Origin of the sequence: Collinsella sp. AF38-3AC, assembly GCF_003474365.1 — a bacterium.
Classification (GTDB): Bacteria; Actinomycetota; Coriobacteriia; order Coriobacteriales; family Coriobacteriaceae; genus Collinsella.
In genome coordinates, this window is record NZ_QROM01000008.1 from 1,345 (window position 1) to 25,088 (window position 23,744).

Sequence of the window (23,744 nt, forward strand, 5' to 3'; positions counted from 1 at the left end):
GCATGATTCCTCTCAATTCCGTGTCCGAAATCTTGACACAGGTCACACCGGGCACCTCGGCGCGGCCCTCCTGGGCCTCACGGAGACGATTATGGAATCGCCCTCGATTCTCGCTCCCTCGATTACGGTGCGCTCGAGCCCGAGCGCCCTTTTGAGTAGACTGTTCAGCATGGCGGCGTTCCTTCGCGCGTTCATTTTTTCTTTGGTCGGAAAACAACGATACGCGAGGCGCGCCGCCGCTGCTAGGCGGGCAATTTTACCGGGCGGCCAACCCACACAAACCCCCGAAGAGCCTCAAAAACCCACCGTTCGCAGAAGATAAGCCGCACCCCAATACCGTTGCCCGAAGTTTCGGGCGTATGTGGCGTCCGCTATGCCATCATGCGCGTATGGGAATCGTTCTGTCACATACCACGGCACGCGCTGTATACCAAACAGCCAACTCGCTCGCAAGCTACGCGACCGATCCCATACCTATGGAAAAGATCACGGCGTCTGCGCCGACCACATCCGACCTGGAAGCGGCACGAGCATGGCTCAACAGAAAGAATGTCGATTCTGAAAGCATCCATGTGCTGACGTTCTCCAATAATTCCAAAAGGCACCGCAAGGGCTGCATCTGCCACTGCACGCGCTATACGTTTGATGCAGAAAGCTACCTAGAACTCGAGCCGAACGTCTACATCGTCGATATCAAGCTGTGCGCGTTAGAAGCAACAGCCGACCTCAACCTTTCGGAGCTCGTTGAGTATTACTTTGAAATCTGCGGCTCCTACGCGCTTGAAACTTCCAACGAAACTCAATATCGCGAGCGCCCGGCCCTAACCAGCGTTGAAGAGCTCAGAGCCTTCTTTTCAGAGGCGTCGGGGTATCGTGGATCTAATAAAGCCCTTAAGGCACTTTCTTATGTACGCGAAGGCTGTCGCTCCCCACTCGAAACGGCGTTTGTCATGATGCTGACGATGCCCAAGTCAATGGGTGGCTTAGCCATACGCGCTATCAAAACGGATTATCCGATCCCAGTCCCCAAAAGATACGCCGCCCTAACGCGACGGATGGTTTTCTACCTCGACGCGCTGCTCGAGAATTCGATGACCGATATCGAATACAACGGCTTTTACCACGACGAGCCCGAGCAGCAATCAATTGACGAGGAACGCCGCAACACGCTGCGAAACATGGGATATGCCGTTATCACAGTTAGTCGTCATTCGTTTTTCAAGCAGTCCGCTTTTAGACGGGTCATGGAAGCGATTCGCATTCGCGAGAAGATCTGGCCTGGTCGACTCCCGGATAGCTTCGCCATCCTGCAAGAAACTCTTCGTCGATTTGTCTTGCGGCGCTACTTCGAATACGGTCGCCGCGTCCTGGAGGCTCTCAAAGAAGAAGAGTCCGCCAAGCGCGAAATTGCAAGCCAATATCCGCAAGCTGATGACCCGAGCATCAACGATGTGCCCGAACCCGACGACATGCAACACGTCGGGGGCCTTGCTGAAGAAATCAATGGGCCTTGGGAATGCGACATGTCCGCAAAAATCGATGAAAACCGCACGGAAGACGACACGATTATTAATCTGATTGAGAATTCACTCTTCTAAAGTCGATCTCTGCGGATGTCCACCTACATTTTTCGACTTATTCGGCCGCCGATGTGCCGGATTTGCCGCAGCAATGCTCAATATAACTTTAGATAAAACTGATTCTGCAGGAACTCCCGTAGAGAAAGAACTGATTCTCACGGTATTTAACACGATAAAGTACAAATATGAACAGTTCTAATGCTTCTCGAGGCGGCTATCTTAGCATGCTGGCCGAACATCTCAAAATATGTTGGCGAGCATTGCGTCGATGCATCCCAACCCACAGAAAATCACAGAGGTGGCAAGCAGCCATCGAAATTATCGCAAATTGTATTGACATGTGAACATGCGCTCATATAATCGGAAGTAAGTTATATGAGCGCATGTTCATATGAAAGGATATTGCAATGAGCATCCGCGTTGATGAAACGAAACCCGACATCGAGGCCACCGAACCCGCAATCCCCACCACCTGCTCGCCCGAGGACCTTCCCGACGAGGAGCTTCTCTACGACCTCGCCGACCTGTTCAAGGTCTTCAGCGACACCACGCGCATCAAGATTCTCTATGCCCTCATGGGCCGCGAGCTCTGCGTGGCAGACATCGCCGAAGCGACCGAAACCTCGCAGTCCGCGGTGTCGCATCAGCTGCGTACACTCAAGCAGTCGCACCTGGTTAAATTCCGGCGCGACGGCCGAAACATCCTCTACTCGCTCGCCGACGACCATGTCTACACCATGCTCAATCAGGGCATGAGCCACATCTGCGAATAGCGACCAACCACGGTACCAGCGCGGCCTGCACCCAAGCCGCAAATACAGGGAAAGGAACCCACCATGAAAAAGCAGTTTAAGCTCGATGAGATCGACTGCGCCAACTGCGCGCGTAAGCTTCAGGACGAGCTGGCCAAGCTCGAGGGCGTCAAGTCCGTTTCGGTCAACTTTATGACCCAGAAGCTAGCGCTCGAGGCCGATGAAGCCGAGTTCGACGAGGTCCTCGACCGCGTTGTGGAGTTCACCGCCGACGCCGAGCCGGACTGCGAGATCATTCTCTAGCCCAGGTTTACGCCAACACGCAAGGCCGCGCTTGCCGCGGCCTTTGCTCGCGAAATTGTATGAGCGAGTGTTCATACATTCAAATGGGAGGATACGAGTCATGGCCACCGCCGACCCCAAGAAGAAAAAGAAGAAGCGCAAGAAAAAAGAGTCACTCGAGCATAAGCGCAACCGCATCCTGGTAGCGCTGGGCATTTTTGCCGTGGTGTACGCCCTCGATGAGCTCGGCACCCTCACTGCCGCATTCGGCACCCCGGGCGACATCTACGCCAGCTTTGTGCTGTTCCTCGTGCCGTTTTTGATTGCCGGCTACGACGTACTGCAAAAGGCATTCAATAACATCCGCCGCGGCAAGGCCTTCGACGAGAGCTTCCTCATGGCCGTCGCGACCATCGGCGCGTTTGCCATGGTGCTCTTCCCCGACACCGATCCGCACATGGCCGAAGGCGCCGCCGTCATGCTGTTCTACCAGGTCGGCGAGCTGTTCCAGGCATACGCCGTGGGTAAGAGCCGTAAATCGATCAGCGCCATGATGGACATCGCACCCGACTACGCCAACGTCGAACAACCCGACGGCACACTCGAACAGGTCTTCCCCGATGACATCGCCGTCGGCACCGTCATCGTGGTCAAGCCCGGCGAGCGCGTGCCCATCGACGGCGTCATCGTCGAAGGCGAAACCCAGCTCGACACCGCCGCCCTTACCGGTGAGTCGGTCCCCCGCCCGGCCAAAACCGGAGACGATATCATCAGCGGCTGCATCAACATGACGGGGCTCATCCACGTGCGCACCACCAAGCCCTTTGGCGAGTCCACCGTCGCGCGCGTCCTGGAGCTCGTAGAAAACGCCAGCGAAAAGAAGGCGCGCACCGAGAACTTCATCACGCGCTTTGCCCGCATCTACACGCCCGCCGTCACCGGCGCTGCCGCGGTACTCGCGCTCGGCGGCGGCTTGGTCACCGGCGCCTGGTCCGACTGGATCCTGCGCGGCCTGACCTTCCTGGTCGTCAGCTGCCCGTGCGCGCTCGTGATCAGCGTGCCGCTGAGCTTCTTTGGCGGCATCGGCGGCGCGTCCAAGCTGGGCGTTCTCATCAAGGGTTCTAATTACCTCGAGACGCTCGCCGACGTGGACACCGTCGTCTTTGACAAGACGGGCACCCTCACCAACGGCACGTTCTCGGTGGTCGCGGTACACCCCGAGGCCGGCTATACCGAGCAGTCGTTGCTCGAAGTCGCAGCCCTTGCTGAGTCGTTCTCCGATCACCCCATCGCGCAGTCCGTACGTGTCGCCTACCAGGGCGAGGTCGACCCCAAGCGCGTAAGCGACTCCACCAACGACGCGGGCCATGGCGTGACGGCAACCATCGACGGCAAGCACGTCGTCGTTGGCAACGCAAAGATGCTCGCCGCGGCCGGAGTCGAAGCGCCCGATTGCGAGGTCGTCGGCACGATTCTGCATGTGCTCGTTGACGGCGTGTACGCCGGCCACATCGTGATTGCAGACACCGTCAAGGCCGATGCCGAGCAGACGATCAGCGACCTGCACGCCGCCGGAATCAACCGCACCGTCATGCTCACGGGCGACCGCGAGGAAGTGGCTGCTGCGGTGGCCAAGCAGCTCTGCCTCGACGAGTTCCACGCGCAGCTGCTGCCGGGCGACAAGGTCGAGCGCGTTGAAGCGCTGATCGCGGCCGAAAGCGGCAAGGGCAAGCTCGCCTTTGTCGGCGACGGTATCAACGACGCGCCTGTGCTTACGCGAGCCGACGTCGGAATAGCCATGGGCGCCATGGGCTCCGACGCTGCGATCGAGGCGGCGGATGTCGTGCTGATGGATGACAAGCCGTCCAACATCGCCCGCGCGATCCGCGTGGCTCGCAAGACCATGTCGATTGTTTGGCAGAACATCATCTTTGCGCTGGGTATTAAGCTGCTGATCCTTGTGCTCGCGGCGCTCGGCATCGCCAACATGTGGCTCGCTGTCTTTGGCGACGTGGGCGTGGCGATCATCGCTATCCTGAACACCATGCGCGCGATGGGTGTCAAGAACCTGTAGCGTTCGTGGGCTGTCCGGCCGGGACCGGGCTTGGTTTTGAAAACGTCCTCGCGCATGAGGCCCGTCTTTCCTGCTCCTACGGAGCAACGGAAAGACGGGCCTCGCGCTGCGGAGTGTTTTCAAAACCAAGCCCGGTCCCGGCCTGCATTGACACAGCTGGCGGTTCTTGGGCATCGCTTGCTGGCGAGGTTCCTTGTCTGAGTTGAATTTGGTTGGCGGGACCTTTCGTCCCGGCCGCTGTCCCGCGCCTTCGGCGCGGGAGACGCGTCTCTTTGGGATGGAAGGGCGGCGCTGCTGAAAGGATGCTACATCCCGACAGGTTTACTGTGGACTCGGAGAAAGTCCCTTCTGCTAGAAGTCTCTATCCCCTTTTCGCTGGTTCGCGCTTTGCGCGAACTCCGCGCTACTGAGGACCTGTTAGGATTCCGTTGTTGAGTTCGACGTCTCTTCCCTGGCGAGCATAGCCCTCAGCTTCTCGAAGCTTTCCTCACTCAGGCAGTGCTCCATGTAGCAGCCCTCTTGCGACGCGACCTCAGCCGAAACACCCGCATCCTCCAGCAGCCCCACGAAAAAGCAGTGACGCTCCCACATTTGGCGAGCGACCTCCAGACCACGCTCCGTCAGATGAACGTCGCGCTTGCCCATTTCGACATAGCCGTTGCTTTCCAGCGTCGCCATGGCCTTGGAAACGCTCGCCTTGGTTACGCCGAGGTACTCCGCGACGTCGATCGAGCGCACGATGCCCTGACGTTCCGACAGAACGTAGATCGATTCGAGATAGTCTTCTCCGGATTCACGTAGGGCCATGGGCCGCCTTTCGCGATGATTGCTAGTTAGCCGTTGGATACTTTCCACGGCTTACTTTACCGCAAAAGTTGCCCATGTCTTACTACTTTACCTAAAAGTTAGCCGTGTTTCACAAAACGTGCGGGATGAAACAAAATGGGAACGCCCCGCAAGGAGTGTCCCCAGCTGCCGGCAGAAAAGGACCGTCCCCAAGTGCCGAGCCGCAGCTATAGCAGCCCAAAGTGCTTTGCGGCGTTGTAAATTCCGTCGTCGTCCACGGCGGTCGTCACGTAGGTCGCCGCGGCCTTCACGGTGTCCTGCGCGTTGCCCATGGCCACACTCGTGCCCACGGCGGCAAACATCGACAGGTCGTTCTCGCCGTCGCCAAAGGCAATCGCCTCGCTCGCGTCGATACCAAGCCGCTCGAGCGTCGCCGCCACGCCCAGGTCCTTGCCGCCGTTAGCGGGAATAATGTCGCAGAACAGGTCGCACCAGCGCGTGGTGAGCGAATGCGACACGGCGTCGGTCACGATATGTTCGTCGGCCGGGTCCACAAAGGCGCAGAACTGGTAGACCGGTGCGTCAAAGGCGTGCTCAAACGGCTCCTCGTGGTAGACGATTCCCGCGTTGCTGCCAGCCGTCACCACGCGCTCGGACAGGCGGTTCACAAACGAGTTCTCGCCCTGCATGCACAGCGAGTCGTAGCGCCCCTGCGCCACCTGGTCCACAATCACCGCGACGTCGTCCGGATCGATCGGGCAGCTGCGGTAAACTCCCTCGGCATCAAAGCAGTGCTGGCCCGAAAGCGTAATGTACGCATCCCAGCCCAGGTCGAACAGCCAGTCCGGCATCTGGTAGGTCGGACGGCCCGTGGCGATCACGCACGCAATCCCCTGCTCGCGAAAGCTGTCGAGCACCTGCTGCGCCGACGCCGGAATCCGGTGGGTCTTAAAGCTCAGCAGCGTACCGTCGATATCGAAAAACGCGGCTTTGATCATTCTCGCTTACTCCTCGCCCTCGAGCTTTTCGCTCGCCTCGAGCCACGCCATCTCCAGCTCGTCCATGGCGGCGTGAGCCTCGTCGATCTTTGCCTGCTGCTCGCCGAGCGCCGTGTAGTTGGTGGGATCGACCTGGGCCATCGCGGCCTCGGCCTCCTCAACGCGAGCGCGCTGCGTCTCCATCTTGCGCTCGAGCGAGCTCACCTCGCGGCGGAGCTTCTGACGTTCGGCGTTGGAAAGGCCATTGGGCTGCCCGCTCGTCTTGGGCTTTTCGGCCGCAGCTGCCGCGGCACCGGTGTCAAACGTGCCGGTCTTGGCGCTCGGCGCGCCCACGGGCTCGCCCTCGGCGGTAGCGTTGCACAGGCGCAGGTACTGGTCCACGCCACCGGGCATATGCGTCAGGTGGCCGTCGAGCAGCGCCCACTGTTGGTCGGTCACGCGCTCCATCAAAAAGCGGTCGTGCGTCACCAGGATCAACGTGCCGGGCCAGCCGTCGAGCAGGTCCTCGACAATCGCGAGCATGTCGGTATCCAGGTCGTTGCCGGGCTCGTCCAGGATGAGCACGTTGGGTTCGTCCAGGATTGTCAGCAGCAGCGACAGGCGACGGCGCTGGCCGCCCGAAAGATCGCCGATGCGGCTCCAGAGCTGCTGCGTCGTAAAGCCCAGACGCTCGCAGAGCTTCTCGGGCGAAGTCTCCTTGCCGTCGATGACGTAGTACTTCTTATAGTTGCTGAGCACCTCGCGAATCGTGTCGCCCATGAAGGGCTCGAGCTCCTCGAGCTGCTGCGACAGCACGCCAAAGCGCACTGTCTGGCCAATCTTCACGCGGCCGCGCGTGGGCGCAATTTTGCCCTGGATCACATCAAGCAGCGTCGACTTGCCAGCGCCATTCTCGCCCAAAAGACCATAGCGGTCGCCCGCACCAATGAACCAGGTCACGTCGGAGAGTACCTGCTTGGGCGCGCCATCGACATCCGCATAGCCGGCGTCCACGTCGACCACATCGATAACCTGCTTGCCTAGGCGGCTCACGGCGAGGCGCTTGAGCTCCAGCTCGTCACGCACGGGCGGCACGTCGGCGATCAGCTCGCGAGCGGCATCCACGCGAAACTTGGGCTTGGTGGAACGAGCCTGGGCACCGCGGCTCAGCCACGCGAGCTCCTTGCGCGCCATGTTGCGACGGCGCTCCTCGGTAACGGCGGCCATGCGGTCGCGCTCCACGCGCTGCAGGATGTATGCCGAATAGCCGCCCTCGAAGGGATCGACCTGGCCGTCGTGGACCTCCCACATGCTGGTGCAGACCTCGTCCAAGAACCAGCGGTCGTGCGTGACCACGAGCATGGCACCCTGGCCGCGCTGCCAGCGGGCCTTTAAGTGACGCGCGAGCCAGTTGATGGTGCGCATATCCAGGTGGTTGGTGGGCTCGTCGAGCATGAGCACGTCGTAATCGCCGATCAGCAAGCGCGCGAGGTCCACGCGACGGCGCTGACCGCCCGAGAGCTCGCCCACCGTGCCCTCCCAGGGCACATCGCTGATGAGGCCGGCGAGGATCTGGCGCGTGCGGGGGCTCGACGCCCACTCGTACTCGGGGGCGTCGCCCACAACGGCATGATGCACGGTATCAGTATCGACCAGGTCGTCCTTTTGGCCGAGCAGGCCGATCGTGGTGCCGCGGCGATGCGTCACGCGGCCGTCGTCGGGCTCCAGCGTGCCGGCGAGCACGCTCAGCAGCGTCGACTTGCCGTCGCCGTTTTTGCCGACGATACCAATGCGGTCGCCCTCGCCCACGCCGAGCGTCACGCTATCGAAAATATGCTTGGTGGGAAACTCTAGGCTGACGGAATCGCATCCCAAAAGAATCGCCATATGCCCTGCTCCTTCGTAGAAATTCAACGTTGTCCATGATAGCGAAAACCACCACAAAGGGGACAGGCACCTTTGTGGTGGTTTTGGGCAAGCGCACCAGCACACGACACAAAAAGGCGGGCCATCTCCCGCAAGAGATGACCCGCCTCTCCAATCAGTCCCACGGCAACCATGGCCGCCACGGGCCTCAAGCATGTCCCGGACTAGGAGAACATGCCGGTGAGGTAATCATTCAGCCGCTTATCCTTGGGCCGTTGGAAAATCTCGTCGGTCTCGTCGTACTCAACCATATCGCCCATGTAGAAGAACGCCGTGCGATTGGACACGCGCGACGCCTGCTCCATGTTGTGCGTCACGATGACGATGGCGCGGTCGGCAACGATCGAAGACATCAGGTCCTCGATCGCCAGCGTCGAGATGGGGTCGAGCGCCGAACAGGGCTCATCAAACAGAATCACGTCTGGGTTGAGCGCCAGCGTGCGCGCGATGCACAGACGCTGCTGCTGGCCGCCCGAAAGCGCGCAGGCGCTCTTGTCGAGCTTGTCCTTGACCTCGTCCCACAGCGCCGCACCGCGCAGGCTTTCCTCGACCATGCGATCAAGCTCGTCGCGGTCGGTAATGCCGTGACGCTTTGGCGCAAACGTGATGTTGTCGCGAATGGACTTGCGGAAAGGGTTGGGCTGCTGGAACACCATGCCAATGGAGCGACGCAGCTCGTACGTGTTCTCGGTCCTGGTGTTCACATTGCGTCCGCGGTAGTTAATCTCGCCCTCCACGCGGCAGCCGCGAATCTCGCGGTTCATAAGGTTGAGGCTGCGCAAAAAGGTCGACTTACCGCAGCCCGAAGGCCCGATGAGCGCCGTAATCTCGCCCTTGTGGAAGTCGAGCGACGTGTCGTACAGCGCATGGTGGTCGCCATAGTACACGTTGACGTCCTTGGTAGAGAGCACGACCTCGTCGCTCGCGGCCTTGCCGCTCACGCGCACGCGCTTCTCGCTCTCCCCCACACTCGACAGGAAGTCCCGGGTCTCGGACGATGCTGCTTCGGTTGCGGGCGTTGTGCTCATCTCGCTCATTCGGCCGTCATCCTCCTTGCCAGTTGCTTGCCCACGATACGGGCGACTACGTTAAACAGCAGCACGCAAATCATCAGCAGCGCCGCGGTGCCCCAGACGATCTGCTGGGCCTCGGGGCTGCCCTCGCCATAGACCTTGTAGATATGCACGGCGAGCGACTCGCCAGGGCGGAACACGTTCCAGGCACAGGTGGGGCTCGACAGGTTAAAGCTCAAGAAGTTCAGGCGAACCGGCGAGCTCATACCCGAGGTAAAGAGCAGTGCTGCGGCCTCGCCAAACACACGGCCGGCCGAAAGCACGATGCCGGTCACGATGGCGGGCATGGCCTCGGGAATCAGGATGTGCAGCGTGGCCTCCCAGCGGGTAAGGCCCATGGCCAGGCATGCATCGCGCTGGGCCTGTGGCACGTCCTCGAGCGCCTGCTGGATCACGCGCACCAGGATGGGGATATTGAACATGGTGAGCGCGACAGCGCCGGAGATGATGGAGTACTTCCAGCCCAGCTGCACCGAGAACACCAGAAAGCCGAACATGCCGACGACGATGGAAGGCAGCGAGGACAGCGTCTCGATGGCGGTAGAGGCGATGTCGCGGATAGGGCCGTTCGGCGCGTACTCAACCAGGAAGACCGCTCCGCCTAGGCTGATGGGCACCGAGATGATCAGAGTGATCAGCAGCAGGTAGAACGAGTCGAACAGCTGGTAGAGCACGCCGCCCTGCGTTCCGTTGGCGCGCGACGGCTCTGTGAGAAAGCCCGGCTGGAACAGCGTCGAGATGCCCTCGAACAGGATATAGGCCACCATGGAGATGACGATGAGCATGACGATGGCGACGATCGCCGTCAGCACGCCCGTGGCGATGCGATCCTGTTTTTGGACACGCCCGAGCCTCGCCTCGTCGATGTGGATGCGCGTGCTAGCCACGAGCCTTCGCCCCCTTGCGGCCAATGAGATGGATGATCAGGATGAAGATGAGGCTCATGCCCATCAGCAGCAGACCGAGTGCCCACAGGACGTCGTCCTGGGCCGAGCCCTCGGCGTAGACCGCCATGGACGTGGTGAGCGTGGTGGTGATGGTGGACGCCGGCGACAGCAGCGACGTCGGCATGGCCTCGATGCCGCCGATGACCATGCGCACGGCGAGCGTCTCGCCAAAGGCACGCGTCATGCCAAGGATGACCGCAGTCATGAGCGACGGCATGGCGGACTTGAGCACCACGTGCCAGATGGTCTGCCAGCGGGTGTAGCCCAGCGCGAGCGAGCCCTGACGGTAGCTATCGGGCACAGCGCGCAGGCCATCGACCGAAAGCGTGGTCATCGTCGGCAGGATCATGACGGCCAGCACGATGGCGCCGGGCAAGATGCCCAAGCCCGTGCTTACGTGGAAAACGCTCTTCATAAGGCCGACGACCACGTGAAAGCCGATCAGGCCAAAGACAACCGAGGGAATACCGGTCAAAAGCTCAATAAGCGGCTGAAAGACCTTGGAACCAAACTTAGGCTGGATCTCGACCGCAAAGATGGCAGAGCCGATAGCGATGGGCAGTGCGATGAGCGTGGAGAGTACCATGACCGCAAACGAGGTGACGATCAGGGGCAGGGCGCCGGTGTAAGGCAGACCGTTTTCGGCTGTGTTAGCCAGGTCCCACTTGGTACCAGTGAAGAACTCGACGACCGAAACGCCATCCTTAACAAAAGCCGAGAGGCCCTTTTGGGCGACCATGAAGATAAGCGCGGCAACAACAAGCGTCACGAGCGCTACGCACGCGCCCGTGACGCCCAGGCCCACGTTCTCAAGGTCGCGCTTTGGCAGCTGTTTTGCCATTGCAAACCTTTCCGGGGGCGATTACCTATTTAGCGGAGACCTTACCGCTGGCGTCCTTGACGACCTTCATGGCAGAGACGGGGATAAAGCCCTGCTCCTCGACAAGCTTGCCCTGGACGTCGTCGGAAAGCATGAACTCCAGGAAGGCCTTGGTGGCATCGTCTGCGTCCTTGGCGCAGTACATGTGCTCGGTAGCCCAGATCTTGAAGGAGTCGTCGGTGACGTTCTTGCTCTTGGGCTCGACGCCCTCGACCTTGACGGCGTTGAACTTGGAGTCGTCGAAGTGCGAGAAGTCCAGGTAGGAGATGGCGTTGTCGGTACTGGCCATCTGGGTCTGGACGTCGCCGGACTTGTCGAGCTCGGCGTCGCCCTTAAAGTCGACGGCCTCGTCGCCAAAGACGGCGGCCTCGAAGGTGGCGCGGGTACCGGAGCCGGCCTTGCGGTTGAGGACGACGATGGTGGCGTCGTCGCCGCCGACCTCCTTCCAGTTGGTGATCTGGCCGGAGAAGATGCCCTTGAGCTGCTCGAGGGACAGATCGTCGACCGTCACGTTCTTGGAGACGACGGGGCCCATGCCCACGACGGCGACCTCGTGATCGACGAGGTTCTTGACCTGGTCGGCCTCGAGCTTGGTCTCGGCGAAGACGTCGGAGTTACCGATGGTGACGGTGCCGGCGGCGACAGCGGTCAGGCCCTTGCCCGAACCGTTGCCCGAACCGGAGATGGAAACGTCGGGGTTGGCATCCATGAACTTCTCAGCAGCAGCCTCGACGAGAGCCTGGAACGAAGAGGCGCCGTCGTAGGTCACCTCGCCGGAGACGGACTCGGCGGCGACGCTGCCCTTGGCGGTGTCAGCGGCATTGGAACCGCCACAACCAACGAGACCGAGACCGACGATGCTGGCAAGACCACCAGCGAGGCCGAGGAACTGACGACGAGAATAAGCCTGATCGAGCATGATCTTCCTTTCATACATGCGACTCGCGGGCACCCTGCCCGCTTTGCTGTATGGAAAGATACGTTCCCGACCAGGCAACGCCCGCGCCAACTGCGCTTTCTTACGGGCATTTGATAGACCCTTACCGCAAGCGCGGTTCAGCTTTACAAACAAATAACAAACCCGCCGACAAGCATGGTCCACCTTTTACAAGGTAGTCATTGGGGACGTTCTTAAACGACTAGTCATCGGGGACGTTCTTGTTTGACTAGCCATTTAAGAACACCCAACGACTACCTTGGAAACCCCGCAGGTTGAGCATAAGTCAGCGAAAACGCCCCTAAGCGAGCAAGGTGACGTGAAAGAGGAGGAAAGCGTACTTTGGTACGCGACCGACGATTGAACGTCAGATTGCCGCTTAGGGGCGTTTGCAGCGTCGACCCGTTACGCGGTTTGGTAAAACCGCGTAACCTTAAAGTTCGAGTTCGTTGAGACGCAGGATCGCCACGATGTAGATCTTGAGCGCCTGCTTGAGCTGTTCTTCGTTGGCGCACTCGTTGGGGCCGTGCATCTGGCCACCCCATGCGGGCAGCTCCAGGCCGGTCTCCTCGGGGCCAAACGACACGGCGCGGGCAAAGTTGCGTGCGTACGTGCCACCGCCCATGGCAAAGGGTTCGGCATGCTTGCCGGTGAACTCGTTATAGGTATCGATAAGCGCCTTCACGGCCGGATCATCGGCAGAGACCGAGAACGGTACCTTGGCGCGGCCGACGCGATACGTCACGCCAAAGCGGCCCACGAGCGGCTCGAGCTGCCCACGGATGGTATCGGCGCTCGTGCTATCGGGGAAGCGCACGTCGATGACCTGCTCAATGTGGCCATCCGCCACGCGGATGACGCCGGGGTTGCACGTGAGCGGGCCAAACGCGGGGCTCGTCGCGTCGATACCCAGGCCGCGGCCATAGGCATCCGCATGTACAAAGGCCAGAAACTTGACAAACTCATGCTCGGCAGGCGTCAGCAAGCGCTCGTCGCGTGCGGCAAACGCGTCCTCGACCTCGCGCAGGTACGTCACGATCAGGCCAACGGCGTTGATCGTCCCCTCGGGCATCGAAGCATGGCCACCGATACCGTGCGCGAAAATCTGGGCATGGCCGTTCTCGAGCGCCGTGATCTCCAGGCGGTCGGCGTTCTCAACGGGCGCCGGCAGCTCATCGGCGGCAATCGCAAGCTCGCAGATAGACTGCGACGGAATAGCGTTGCTCGCCTCGGCACCGCCCCAGGACACAATGCGCCCGCCGTCAATCTTGGAGCTCACGAACGTCGCCCCAAACTGGCCCTTCTCGGCATTGCAGACCGGGAACTCGGCATCGGGCGTAAACAAAAAGTCGGGGTCTGCGTGGTTCTCCAGATAATGGTGAACATCGGACATGCCCACTTCCTCATCGCAGCCCAGCAGGGCGCGGAAGGTATAGCGCGGGGTAATGCCGTGCTTGAGCAGATAGGCGCCGGCGTAGAGCGACAGTACCGCCGGACCCTTGTCGTCGATCACGCCGCGGCCGAGCAGCCAGCCCTCGCGACGCTCCATCGCAAACGGGTCGGTGTTCCAGCCCGGGCCGGCGGGCACCACGTCCACGTGGCAGATGGTCGCGAGCTGCTTGTCGCCGCGACCGGGGATATCGGCAATGCCCACATAGCCCTCGTCGTCGCTCGTCTGGTAGCCGAGGTTCTGTGCGATGCCGAGCGCGCAATCGAGCGCGTCACGGACCGGGCGGCCAAACGGCGCACCGGGCTCCGCATCGGCAGCAACGGCAACAGACGGGTAGCTCACCAGCTGCTCGATATCGGCGACGACGTCCTCCCAGACCTCGTCGACGTACTCGGCAACACTCTGCTCCACCTGATTCATGGACGACCTCCTTACCAATGAGCGGCGAGCACGCCCGCCCCTCACATTAAGTCCCTAGATAGCGAAAAGTTTAGCAAGCTCGGCCACCGAGTGCACCACCGCGTCTGCACCCGCCGCCTCGTGCTCGCCCGGCGCCGCCGCGCCCGAATAGATGCCGATGCACGGCACGCCCATTGCGTGCGCGCCCTCCACATCGTTAAAGCGATCGCCGATCATCACGGCATCGCCCGCCGTCGCGCCGAGCGCCGCCAGGGCATCGCGAACCGAATCGGCCTTGGTCTCGCGCCCCTGCGACGGATTCATGCCGACCACCGCCTCAAACTGCGAAAGCCCCAGCTCGCCCACCATGTCAATGCACTTTGCCTCCATGCGCGACGTCGCCACGGCCAAGCGCTTGCCCTGGGCGACCAACCCATCCAGCAGCTCGGGGATCCCGTCGAACACGGGATACTCCTCCGGTCCCAGCTCGTCAAAAAAGGCGCGGTACTCGTCGGCCACCACAAGCGACTCCTCGCGCGTAAAGCCGTAAAAGTCATGAAAGCTCTTCCACAGGGGCGGCCCGATCATGCGTCGCAGGTCGCCCATCTGCGCCTCCGAAAACCCGCGCACAGCAAGCGTTTTGCGCGTCGAGGTCATCACCGCCCGGCCCGTATCGGCCACCGTACCGTCAAAATCGAACAGCACGACCGAGCGCTTACCTATCTCCAGTGCCTCCACCGGCACCCCCTCTTCCCCAATTGATGATTTCCACACCAACATTAAGAACTGTTGACTATTCAACAATTAAACCTAGCAATGTGGAATGACTCCACTATACTTGTCGCACTTTGCTCTCAGAAGGCGGCGCACAAGCGCCCCGACGAAAGGTGCAATTATGTCTTTTGCCATCATAACCGACTCCACGTCGGACATCTCCCCCGCCTGCGCCCAAGAACTCGGCATTTACGTGATTCCATTGCATGTGGTTATCGAAGGCGAGGACCTGCTCGACCAGGTGCAGATTACCGCCGAGGAGTACGTCGCCCGCATGGCCGGCTCCAAGCAGCTGCCGCACACGTCGCAGCCGAGCGCTGGCGAGTTCAAGGCGCTCTTTGACCGCGTGCTCGCCGACGGCCACGACAGTGCCATCTTCATTTCGCTGTGCAGCGAGTGGTCCGCCTGCTACGCCAACGCATGTCTGGTGGCTGACACCCATGAGCTCGACGTGCGCTGCGTCGACTCGCGCACCGGCTCGGGCGCTGAGGGCTTGCTGGTGGAATACGCGCTCGCCATGCGCGATGACGGCCGCAGCTTGGACGAGACCGAGGCGCAGATCCGCGCGACGCTGCCCGACGCCCACCTGCTAGTGATTCCCCGCACACTCGAGAACCTCGTCAAGAACGGCCGCGCGCCCAAGCTTGCCGGCCACCTCACGCAGATGCTCAACATTCGCCTGGCCGTTTCGCCGGAGTGGAAATCGGGCGAGATCAAAGTCATCAAAAAGGGCCGCGGCGCCAAGCGCATCGTTGCCAACACCATGGCAGATTGCCTCGACTTTTTGGCCGAGCATCCGGGCGCGAGCGTACGCGTGCTCACAACCGGCGCCGTCGAAGAGCAAGAGCTCGTCAACCAGGCGCTCGCGGGCCAGGACTGCGTCGATGCGGGCACCGGTCCCATCGGCTGCACCATCGCCACCCACGTAGGCGTCGATGCCATCGCCATCAGCTACTGCCCCCGCTACCAACCTGCCAATTAGGGACAGGTTTATTTTGGCAGGTTTTATCTGGGCAAACGTTAAACGCTAAGAAAGGTCTGCCTAGCTAGACAGGACAAGCTGGGACAGTCGAACAGCCGAGGTACACCCAGCCACAGCAAAGCCATCACGCCGGCACGCCCCAACTTAAGGCGCGCCGGCATCTCTTTAGGAATGGCGGCGGTAAAGGGACCGTTTTAGTCGAAAGGCTGCGAATAGCTTCCCATTACGCCGCAACTCAATTGCCGCACAACTGCCCAATTGAGCCATTGCAGGCGATCGATGCTTTATCCAACCCCCTTGCGATACCCCTTGGTCAAAAAATGGCAAATATGAGTACTGCTACAAATTTAGTAGCACCGAAATCTGGCTGAATTTGCATCTCACCGCCAATTTCGAGCGCCATAATGCCCCAAATCGTCATGTTTAGAGGGTTGGTTATATTCGATTTCACTCGATTGGTCTTAAATACTTTACAGATGATATGATGCTGTCGCAACAACAGTACTCATATTTGCCATTTTTTGCCCACCGGTCCTATTCGAAGGCAGTTCCCAGGATCTCCAGCTCGCCCCGCAGCCGCTAAAACCCACTCAATAACAGCTGCCACATATTTTAGCACCAGCCAAACACCACTCACGGAGCCGCACTCCACTATCACCGAACCAAAATCAGAATCGGATGCCCAAAAAACCAAAATAACGTACTCTCATTTTAATGAACCCCAACAAGAACGGCATTTACATGAGCACCGTCACGCATCAATACGCCCTCATCGGGGACACGGTATTCCAATTCAAGGAAGCAGTCGTTCATGTATCTGAGCCGCACGGCCAAATCGTCATCTGCAGCAATGGCCCAGACATCCGTTACGCAACGCTCGAAGAATGGGAGAAAGCTGGCACATCTTTCGATAGACGGACGCAGGTCGAGGGTATCGTCACCAGTGCGAGTCCAGCGCGCGACAAACTCGAGCTCTTTCGCAATCTCTTTACTGGCCGCAAAGATGTTTACGCCCATGGGTACCGCAGAAAAGACGGGGGAATCGGCTATACGCCCGCTTGCGCAAACGAGTGGAAGTCAGGCATTTGTCCCAAAGCAAATCGTCAGAAAACCAAATGCGCTGAATGTGGCAACCGCGTCTTCCCCGAGTTGAGCGATACCGCGATCATCTCCCATTTCAAGGGCAGTGACGACAGACTCCGAGACGTCATAGGTCAATATGTTCTCGATAATGACAGCAACACAAAAGTCCTGGTCATCGACTTTGACGGAGCCGATTGGAAAGAAGCGACAAACGCCATTCGGCGTGTCGCAAAAAACCATGGAATCGATGCTGCGGTCGAGCGATCGAGATCAGGTAACGGCACACATGTCTGGTTTTTCTTCCTAGAGCTCACCAGCGCAAAGATCGCACGAGAATTTGGAAGCAGCCTTATCACCGAAGCAGCGGCGCTCAACAAGACAATCACCTTTGAAGCTTTTGACCGGATGCTGCCCGCGCAGTCCACCATTCCTGAGGGCGGCTTTGGAAATCTCATAGCACTGCCTTTTCAAGGAAAAGCGCAGCGAAAAGGGAACAGTGTATTTGTTGACGAGCAATTTGAGCCCTTTCCCGATCAATGGCTTTACCTTTCGCAAATTCAGCTGATTCCACATGCAACAGTGCAAAAACTGATTGAGAGCATCGACAATAAACCGCATGGAATATCTGCTGCAGTGGTGGGAAACACCGCCGCGCCACATTCTCAGAGGCCGCGAAAGCGGCTTCCGCTCACGCCGCAGGACTTCCCGTCATCGCTGTCCGTCACGCAGGCCGATATGCTCTATATCCCCGAAAAATCTCTGAGTCCCGCAGCTCAAATGGAAGTTCGCAGGCTTGCAACATTTGCCAACCCAGAATTCTTCCGCGCGCAATCTATGCATCAATCGGTATTCGGCAAACCGCGGTACATAGACCTCAGCGAACTTAGAGACAGCTGCGTCGCGATTCCCAGAGGCTGCAAGGCTCAGCTTGAGTGGCTGTTTCAAGAAGCCGGCGTTGCTGCCCACTATTCTGACAAGCGCAAGTCTGGCAATCCAATTGTGATGGCATTTAAAGGGACTCTTCGCCCTGAACAGCAAATTGCCGCCGAACAGATGCTCGGCTATGAAGACGGAATCATGTCTGCACCGACGGGTTTCGGCAAAACCGTCATCGGAGCCTATCTTATTGCTACCATCGGTCTTCCAACGCTCGTCATCGTTCCCAAGACTGCGCTCATTGCCCAATGGAAATCCCAGCTCGAACGGTTTATCGACATTACTGATAACAGAAAGCCAGTCCGAACCCCAAAAGGACGAATCAGTAAAAGGCAGCCGCCGCTCATTGGCCAAATCGGAGGAGGTAAAACCACCATAAGCCATCTCATCGACATTGCTTCATTCCAGTCTCTGTCCAGCAAGGACCCCCAGACCGGAGAACCAATAGCCAAGGAGTTCGTTCGTGATTACGGCCTCGTCATCTGTGATGAATGTCACCATGCAGCCGCACCACAGCTTGAGCTTGTCCTCAAGTCCGCTCCAGCCAAATATGTATACGGCCTTTCTGCGACGCCCGAACGCTCGGACGGACTCACGCGAGCACTCTCAATGCTCTGCGGCCCGCTTCGCCATGTCATTGATCCAAAAACGCAAGCAATCCAACAGGGAATTCAGCGCGTTGTTAGGCCGCGTTTTACCGGAGTTCGACTACCCGCCTACAAACCAGGGGCGTCCTTTAATCAAGTTCTCGATCTCCTGTGTGCGCACACAGCGAGAAACGAAGCAATTGTCGACGATGCCCTCGATACCGCGTCAAACGGTCGACATTCGCTTGTGCTATCCAAAAGGAAAAAACATGCCGAAGAGCTATGTAGGCTGCTTCAAAGCCGCGGACACGAACCCATACTCTTAACCGGAGAAATCGACGCCAAAGAAAGAAAGGCAATACTGAACAGCCTTCCCGGCTTCGAGCATGAGCATCGAATTATCATCGCAACCGAAGGCCTTCTGGGCGAGAGCTTCGACCTGTCTTACCTTGACACTCTGCTCATTGCCACACCGATATCTTGGGACGGCAGCATAACGCAGCAGGCAGGCAGACTACATAGAAGTCACGAGGGCAAGCAGCGGGTTGAGATATTCGACTATGTTGATTTGTCGATACCCATGCTCGCGCGTATGTACCAGAAGAGACTCAAGACCTATGCCAAGCTGGGGTATGAAGTCTTTGCAGCAAATGACAACAAACAGGCCGATCGAAACATCCTCGTTAGGTCGGCAACAGCCGTGGAGGCTTTAGCGGACGACATCGCAAGCGCAACGAAAAGCATTTTTATTGCCGCGCCCTACGCATCCGCCGCATGCCTCGCGAAGCTCGCCGCCGCGCTCACGAGCGCTATTGTCCGTGGGATTGCCCTTGAGATTTCAATTGCCTCGACTCCGCGCGATGACGTAAAAGCGATTTTTGCCGAGATGAACGTCGACTATTCCATCAAAGCCGAAGGGCGCCTGTGCGCGTCAGTAATTGACGAGGAAACCGTCTGGTACGGAGCTATTCCATTACTGGCTTTTCCTAAGAAAGAAGACTGCAGCATCCGTTTCAAAAGCAGCGAAGTTGCAGCCGAGCTTTTAAGCGAAATCCAGCGAAGAGGAGAACCGGAGGTCGCAGCCACGAACGGGACGTCCCCAGCTGTTGCGGTGGAATAGGAGCTGCCTTGCTCAATCGCTCGTGAATCAATTACTATTCCCTCGCGAATCATAAGCGAGCAATCAGCCGTGCGAACCCTGAAACAGTTCGTCATGCGAGCCCATTCTGACCAACCGGATCACAGGATTAGTCTTATGCGGCAAATAGAGAACGACCACGTCGACCAAGCCATCGGATAGATGGAAATCGATGTGACCGTTGTAGTTGCCGCCCGGGTTTGAAAGCTCGTGGGCACCATATTCCGCGGGAAGCGAGCCGTGAGCCGCAAGCTCTGCAACTGCCGCCTTAAACTCGGTTTTTAGCTGCGGATGGATGCGCATCGTCCGTTTGTAATCCGCCTTAAACTGAGCCTCGATTTCAATCTCAAACATCGCTAGCCCTCATCGAGGAACGATATAAGCTCATCAGCGTTATTGAATGACGGGCTGTCGTCTGGCAGAATCCCCAATTCATGAGCCTCGGCGATCACCATGGCACGCCTCGTCGCCTCGTTGGGCGCCTCCGCCCTTCCTACAATCTCAAAAGGAATCTTTCGCTGATTTACAAGCTGCCGAACGGCAAGATTGAGATAGGAATTGAGGCTGAGGCCGACCGAATCCAAGAACTCGGTCGCCTGCTCCTTGAGCCCCTCTTCGATGCGAACCGTCGTAGGCTTAACCGTTGCAGTAGACATACGCGACCTCCTCGCCCTCGTTTTTTGCATCAGTATACCCAATATAAATGGCAACCTGACGTTAGAAAGCATCAGATTGCCATGCATATTCATGTCGCGGTGGGCACGCTCGCCCTATATCAACCCGCTGAGCGCAATGTCGACGGCTTCGTTGAGGTCGTCGGTAATGTGTACTAGATCCGGATCGAGCGGGCTGATCATACCGGCGTCCATCACCGGGCCGTTGAGCCAGTCGAACAGGCCCTGCCAGTACTCGCTGCCCACCAGCACGAGCGGCATGCGCTTGACCTTGTGCGTCTGCACCAGCGTAAGGACCTCGAACATCTCGTCGAGCGTACCAAAACCGCCGGGGAACACGATGGCGCCCGAGCTGTATTTGACGAACATGGTCTTGCGCACAAAGAAGTAACGGAAGTCCATGCCCAAGTTCACGTATTTGTTGAGCCCGTGCTCGTGCGGGAGCTCGATCCCCAAGCCGACCGATTTGCCGTTGGCGCTCGCCGCTCCCCTGTTGGCTGCCTCCATGATGCCGGGGCCGCCACCTGTGATGACCGCCACGCCACGTTGCGCGATCTTGCGCCCGACGGTACGTGCCGCTTTGTAGAGCGGATCGGTCTTGGGCGTGCGGGCGCTACCGAAGATGGTCACCGCAGGTCCGAGCTCGGCAAGCGCGCCAAAGCCGTCGACAAACTCGGCCTGAATGCGCAGTACACGCCACGGATCGGCATGCAGCCAATCGGTCGACTCCTCGGGTGCCAGCAGGTTGGCGTAGGTGTTGTCCTTAGGAATCATGGGGCCGCGCATGACCACGGGACCGCGTCGGTACGTCTCGTCGTAGGCAGGCTCGCCCTCGACGTTCTCATTTTTAATCATGGGTACTCCTATCGAGAAAAAGAAAACGGGCGGGGTCGACGCCATGCGCCAAACACCCGCCCGAACATCAACCATTCGGTATGGTACCCACGATGCATCAAGTGCTTGCAAGCCATCGGTCAGCGGTCGCGCAGCCGATGCCAGCGAATGCAATGCCCGCCGCCGGCCGCGAACAGCTCGTAAGCGAGCCCGGAGCTCTTAGTAATCCACCGCCGCAGGGCTGTTCATCCAGTCGCTCACAAACGCACCGTAACGGCCCTCGATAATGGCCTGACGAGCCTGCTGCATAAGGTTGAGCAAGTAGTAGATGTTGTGCATCGAGAGCAAAATGCCGCCGAGCATCTCCTTTTGCGTGACCATGTGGCGGATGAGCGCACGGCTGTAGCCGCCCGTGCATACCGGGCAGGTGCAGGTGGGATCGATGGGGCCGTCGTCGTGCGCAAAGCGGGCATTGCGGAAGTTGAGGCGACCCTCGCTCGAAAACGCCGTGCCCATGCGGCCGGTACGCGTCGGCAGCACGCAGTCGAACATGTCGATGCCCACGCCCACGCCGCGCACGAGGGTGGTGGGGTTGCCGACGCCCATCAGGTAGCGCGGCTTGTGCTTAGGCATGTACTCGGAAGCCAGCGGCGCCAGCGTCTCGAACATGGTCTCGTGGTCCTCGCCCACCGAGTAGCCGCCGATGCCATAACCCGGAAAATCGCCGCACTCCTCCAGATGGCGCAGCGAGCGAAGGCGCAGGTCCAGGTGCATACCGCCCTGAACGATGCCAAAGAGCGCCTGGTCATCGCGGGTGTGAGCCTTATAGCAGCGCTCGGCCCACATGCTCGACAGCTCAACGGCGCGCTCAACGTAGGCGCGCGTGGCGGGATAACCCGGGCACTGGTCGAGCTGCATGCAGATGTCGGAGCCAAGCTTCATGGCGATTTCCATGTTGTCCTCGGGCGTCCAGAACACGTGGCGGCCGTCGTAATCGTTGACGATAAAGCGCACGCCCTCGTCGGTGAGCTTGACGGCGTCGTTGTGACTAAAGACCTGGAAACCGCCCGAGTCGGTGAGGATGGGGCCGTGCCAGTTCATAAACTTGTGCAGCCCGCCCAGCTCGGCGATGGTGTCCTCGCCGGGACGCATGGACAGGTGATAGGTGTTGGCGAGCACGATCTGGGCGCCGAGCTGCTTGACGGTCTCGGTGGGAATGCCCTTGACGTTTGCCTTGGTGCCTACGGGCATAAAGATCGGCGTCTCGATGTCGCCGTGCGGGGTGTGCAGCACGCCGGCACGCGCGTGCGTGGTCGGGTCCTCGGCGATCAGGTCGAATTTAAAGAGGCTTTGGTCCATAAACTGGAACTCCTTGGTTGCGGCTCATACGCAAACCATTATACGGGCAACCCGCAAGAAGCACCGACTCGACAGAAACTGGTGCATTAAACGACTAGTCGTTGGGGACGTTCTTAAACGACTAGCTGTTGGGGACAGTCTTCAGGGCAGCCTGACAAAGGAGTGCCCCAATCTGCCGGCACTCAGGGACTGTCCCCAAGTGCCGGCAAGAGCGTCCCTTTCGACTAGTCATTTAAGAACGTCCCCAACGACTACATCCAGCGAAAACCCGCCAAAGTGAGCAAGGTGCCTTCAAGCAAAATGGCGCCGCAGGTTGAGCATAAGTCAGCGAGCGGGCCGCATTTGAGGCAAGGTGACGTGAAACGAAAGGGCGCTGACCTTCTGGTCGCGCCCTTGAAGTTGAACGTCAGATTGTCCAAATGCGGCCCGCGCAGCGTCGAGCTGTTACGCAGTTTGGTAAAACCGCGTAACCCTACGGCCGCTGACCCATGCCGCCCTCGAGGGTGACGGTCTCGCCGTTCATGTACTTAAAGTCGGGACCGCAGAGCTGAACGACCACGCGGCCGATCTCCATCTCGACGTCGCCGTAGTGGCCCGCCGGCGGCATGTGGACGTTGGCCTTGAACGCCTCGGGATAGGCATCCTGGAAGTTCTCGAGCGCAGCGGTCCAAGCAAGCGGGCACACGATGTTGACGTTGATGCCGTCGGGACCCCACTCATTGGCGGCGACGCGGGTCAGGCCGCGGATGCCCTCCTTGGCGGCAGCATAGCTGCACTGGCCATAGTTGCCAAACAGGCCGGCGCCCGAGGCAAAGTTGACCACGGAGCCCTTGGTCTCCTTCAGGTGCGGATAGGCCTTCTGCATGTACAGGTAGGTGGCATACAGGCCAGAGTAAATGGCCAGGTTGAACTGGTCCATAGTGTGGTCGGCGATGGTCACACCCGAAGCGCTGGCCTGAGCGTTGTTGACGACGGCGTCGATGCGCCCGAACTCCTCAATCGCCTTGTCGATAACGTTCTGCACGACGGCCTCGTTGTCCTGACCAGCCGAGACATCGGCCTGAACAGGCAGCACCTTGACGCCGTACTCCGCCTCGAGGGACTCCTTGGCGGCCTCGAGCTTGGCAACGTTGCGGCCGGTAATGACGAGGTTTGCGCCCTCCTTGGCAAATGCGATATCGATGCCGTAGCCGATGGAGCCAGCGGAGCCGTCCTTAAGCGTGGCCTTGCCGCCGCCGGTGACGATTACGGTCTTACCAGTGAAAAGTCCCATATAAAGTCCTTTCAAATCGCGGCGGACACGCCCGCCGACTG

20 protein-coding genes are annotated in these 23,744 nt (G+C 59.4%); 6 read left to right on the forward strand and 14 right to left on the reverse strand.

Annotated features, from left to right (window positions below; genetic code table 11):
* Positions 1-476: 476 nt before the first annotated feature.
* From DW029_RS06280 to DW029_RS06295, 4 genes are all read left to right on the forward strand, one after another.
* The gene (locus DW029_RS06280) at positions 477-1,598 is read left to right on the forward strand and encodes a hypothetical protein (protein WP_118345577.1); all 1,122 of its coding nucleotides are present in this window, start codon (positions 477-479) and stop codon (positions 1,596-1,598) included.
* Between the two features lie 389 nt (positions 1,599-1,987).
* Positions 1,988-2,353, forward strand: a complete 366-nt coding sequence (locus DW029_RS06285; protein WP_055285819.1) for a helix-turn-helix transcriptional regulator — start codon at positions 1,988-1,990, stop codon at positions 2,351-2,353.
* A 63-nt stretch (positions 2,354-2,416) separates the two neighbouring features.
* On the forward strand, positions 2,417-2,635 hold the full coding sequence (locus DW029_RS06290) for a cation transporter (RefSeq protein ID WP_118345578.1): 219 nt from the start codon (positions 2,417-2,419) through the stop codon (positions 2,633-2,635).
* Positions 2,636-2,735: 100 nt separating this feature from the next.
* The gene (locus DW029_RS06295; RefSeq protein ID WP_199582578.1) at positions 2,736-4,688 is read left to right on the forward strand and encodes a heavy metal translocating P-type ATPase; all 1,953 of its coding nucleotides are present in this window, start codon (positions 2,736-2,738) and stop codon (positions 4,686-4,688) included.
* Between the two features lie 417 nt (positions 4,689-5,105).
* Here the strand turns inward: DW029_RS06295 and DW029_RS06300 are convergent, their stop codons facing one another.
* The 9 genes from DW029_RS06300 to DW029_RS06340 form a co-directional block, all read right to left on the reverse strand.
* Entirely contained in the window at positions 5,106-5,495 is a 390-nt protein-coding gene (locus DW029_RS06300; RefSeq protein ID WP_117735567.1) for a metal-dependent transcriptional regulator, read from the reverse strand.
* Positions 5,496-5,701: 206 nt separating this feature from the next.
* Positions 5,702-6,472 carry a Cof-type HAD-IIB family hydrolase gene (locus DW029_RS06305; protein ID WP_117735566.1) on the reverse strand — a complete coding sequence of 257 codons (771 nt, stop codon included), beginning with the start codon at positions 6,470-6,472 and terminating at the stop codon, positions 5,702-5,704.
* A 6-nt stretch (positions 6,473-6,478) separates the two neighbouring features.
* On the reverse strand, positions 6,479-8,338 hold the full coding sequence (locus DW029_RS06310) for an ABC-F family ATP-binding cassette domain-containing protein (protein ID WP_117735565.1): 1,860 nt from the start codon (positions 8,336-8,338) through the stop codon (positions 6,479-6,481).
* A gap of 203 nt (positions 8,339-8,541) precedes the next feature.
* Entirely contained in the window at positions 8,542-9,414 is an 873-nt protein-coding gene (gene pstB / locus DW029_RS06315; protein WP_199568982.1) for a phosphate ABC transporter ATP-binding protein PstB, read from the reverse strand.
* Positions 9,411-10,337: a phosphate ABC transporter permease PstA gene (gene pstA, locus DW029_RS06320; RefSeq protein ID WP_199582580.1), complete on the reverse strand. Its 927-nt coding sequence runs from the start codon at positions 10,335-10,337 to the stop codon at positions 9,411-9,413. The genes pstB and pstA overlap by 4 nt, the downstream gene beginning before the upstream one ends.
* Positions 10,330-11,238, reverse strand: coding sequence for a phosphate ABC transporter permease subunit PstC (gene pstC / locus DW029_RS06325; protein ID WP_117735562.1), 909 nt, complete (start codon positions 11,236-11,238; stop codon positions 10,330-10,332). The genes pstA and pstC overlap by 8 nt, the downstream gene beginning before the upstream one ends.
* A 25-nt stretch (positions 11,239-11,263) precedes the next feature.
* Positions 11,264-12,196, reverse strand: a complete 933-nt coding sequence (locus DW029_RS06330; RefSeq protein ID WP_117735561.1) for a phosphate ABC transporter substrate-binding protein — start codon at positions 12,194-12,196, stop codon at positions 11,264-11,266.
* A gap of 451 nt (positions 12,197-12,647) precedes the next feature.
* A complete protein-coding gene (locus DW029_RS06335) occupies positions 12,648-14,084 on the reverse strand; it encodes a M20 family metallopeptidase (RefSeq protein WP_117763135.1) in 1,437 nt (478 codons plus the stop codon).
* A gap of 54 nt (positions 14,085-14,138) precedes the next feature.
* The gene (locus DW029_RS06340; protein ID WP_233502261.1) at positions 14,139-14,801 is read right to left on the reverse strand and encodes an HAD hydrolase-like protein; all 663 of its coding nucleotides are present in this window, start codon (positions 14,799-14,801) and stop codon (positions 14,139-14,141) included.
* A gap of 157 nt (positions 14,802-14,958) precedes the next feature.
* Between DW029_RS06340 and DW029_RS06345 the strand changes: the two genes are divergently transcribed.
* Together DW029_RS06345 and DW029_RS06350 are read left to right on the forward strand one after the other, a co-directional pair.
* Entirely contained in the window at positions 14,959-15,819 is an 861-nt protein-coding gene (locus tag DW029_RS06345) for a DegV family protein (protein ID WP_158572627.1), read from the forward strand.
* A 741-nt stretch (positions 15,820-16,560) separates the two neighbouring features.
* Complete coding sequence (locus DW029_RS06350; RefSeq protein ID WP_158572628.1) at positions 16,561-19,545, forward strand: DEAD/DEAH box helicase family protein; 2,985 nt, start codon at positions 16,561-16,563, stop codon at positions 19,543-19,545.
* 63 nt (positions 19,546-19,608) lie between these two features.
* On the opposite strand, the gene DW029_RS06355 is transcribed toward DW029_RS06350, so the two are convergent.
* The 5 genes from DW029_RS06355 to DW029_RS06375 form a co-directional block, all read right to left on the reverse strand.
* Positions 19,609-19,917, reverse strand: a complete 309-nt coding sequence (locus tag DW029_RS06355; protein ID WP_117734477.1) for a type II toxin-antitoxin system YafQ family toxin — start codon at positions 19,915-19,917, stop codon at positions 19,609-19,611.
* Positions 19,918-19,919: 2 nt separating this feature from the next.
* Entirely contained in the window at positions 19,920-20,219 is a 300-nt protein-coding gene (locus tag DW029_RS06360; RefSeq protein WP_117794542.1) for a type II toxin-antitoxin system RelB/DinJ family antitoxin, read from the reverse strand.
* Between the two features lie 114 nt (positions 20,220-20,333).
* Complete coding sequence (locus tag DW029_RS06365) at positions 20,334-21,092, reverse strand: TIGR00730 family Rossman fold protein (RefSeq protein ID WP_117794543.1); 759 nt, start codon at positions 21,090-21,092, stop codon at positions 20,334-20,336.
* A gap of 198 nt (positions 21,093-21,290) precedes the next feature.
* Positions 21,291-22,430, reverse strand: coding sequence for a tRNA guanosine(34) transglycosylase Tgt (tgt, locus tag DW029_RS06370; protein WP_117742993.1), 1,140 nt, complete (start codon positions 22,428-22,430; stop codon positions 21,291-21,293).
* A 472-nt stretch (positions 22,431-22,902) separates the two neighbouring features.
* Positions 22,903-23,703, reverse strand: coding sequence for an SDR family NAD(P)-dependent oxidoreductase (locus DW029_RS06375; protein WP_118345582.1), 801 nt, complete (start codon positions 23,701-23,703; stop codon positions 22,903-22,905).
* Positions 23,704-23,744 lie beyond the last annotated feature (41 nt).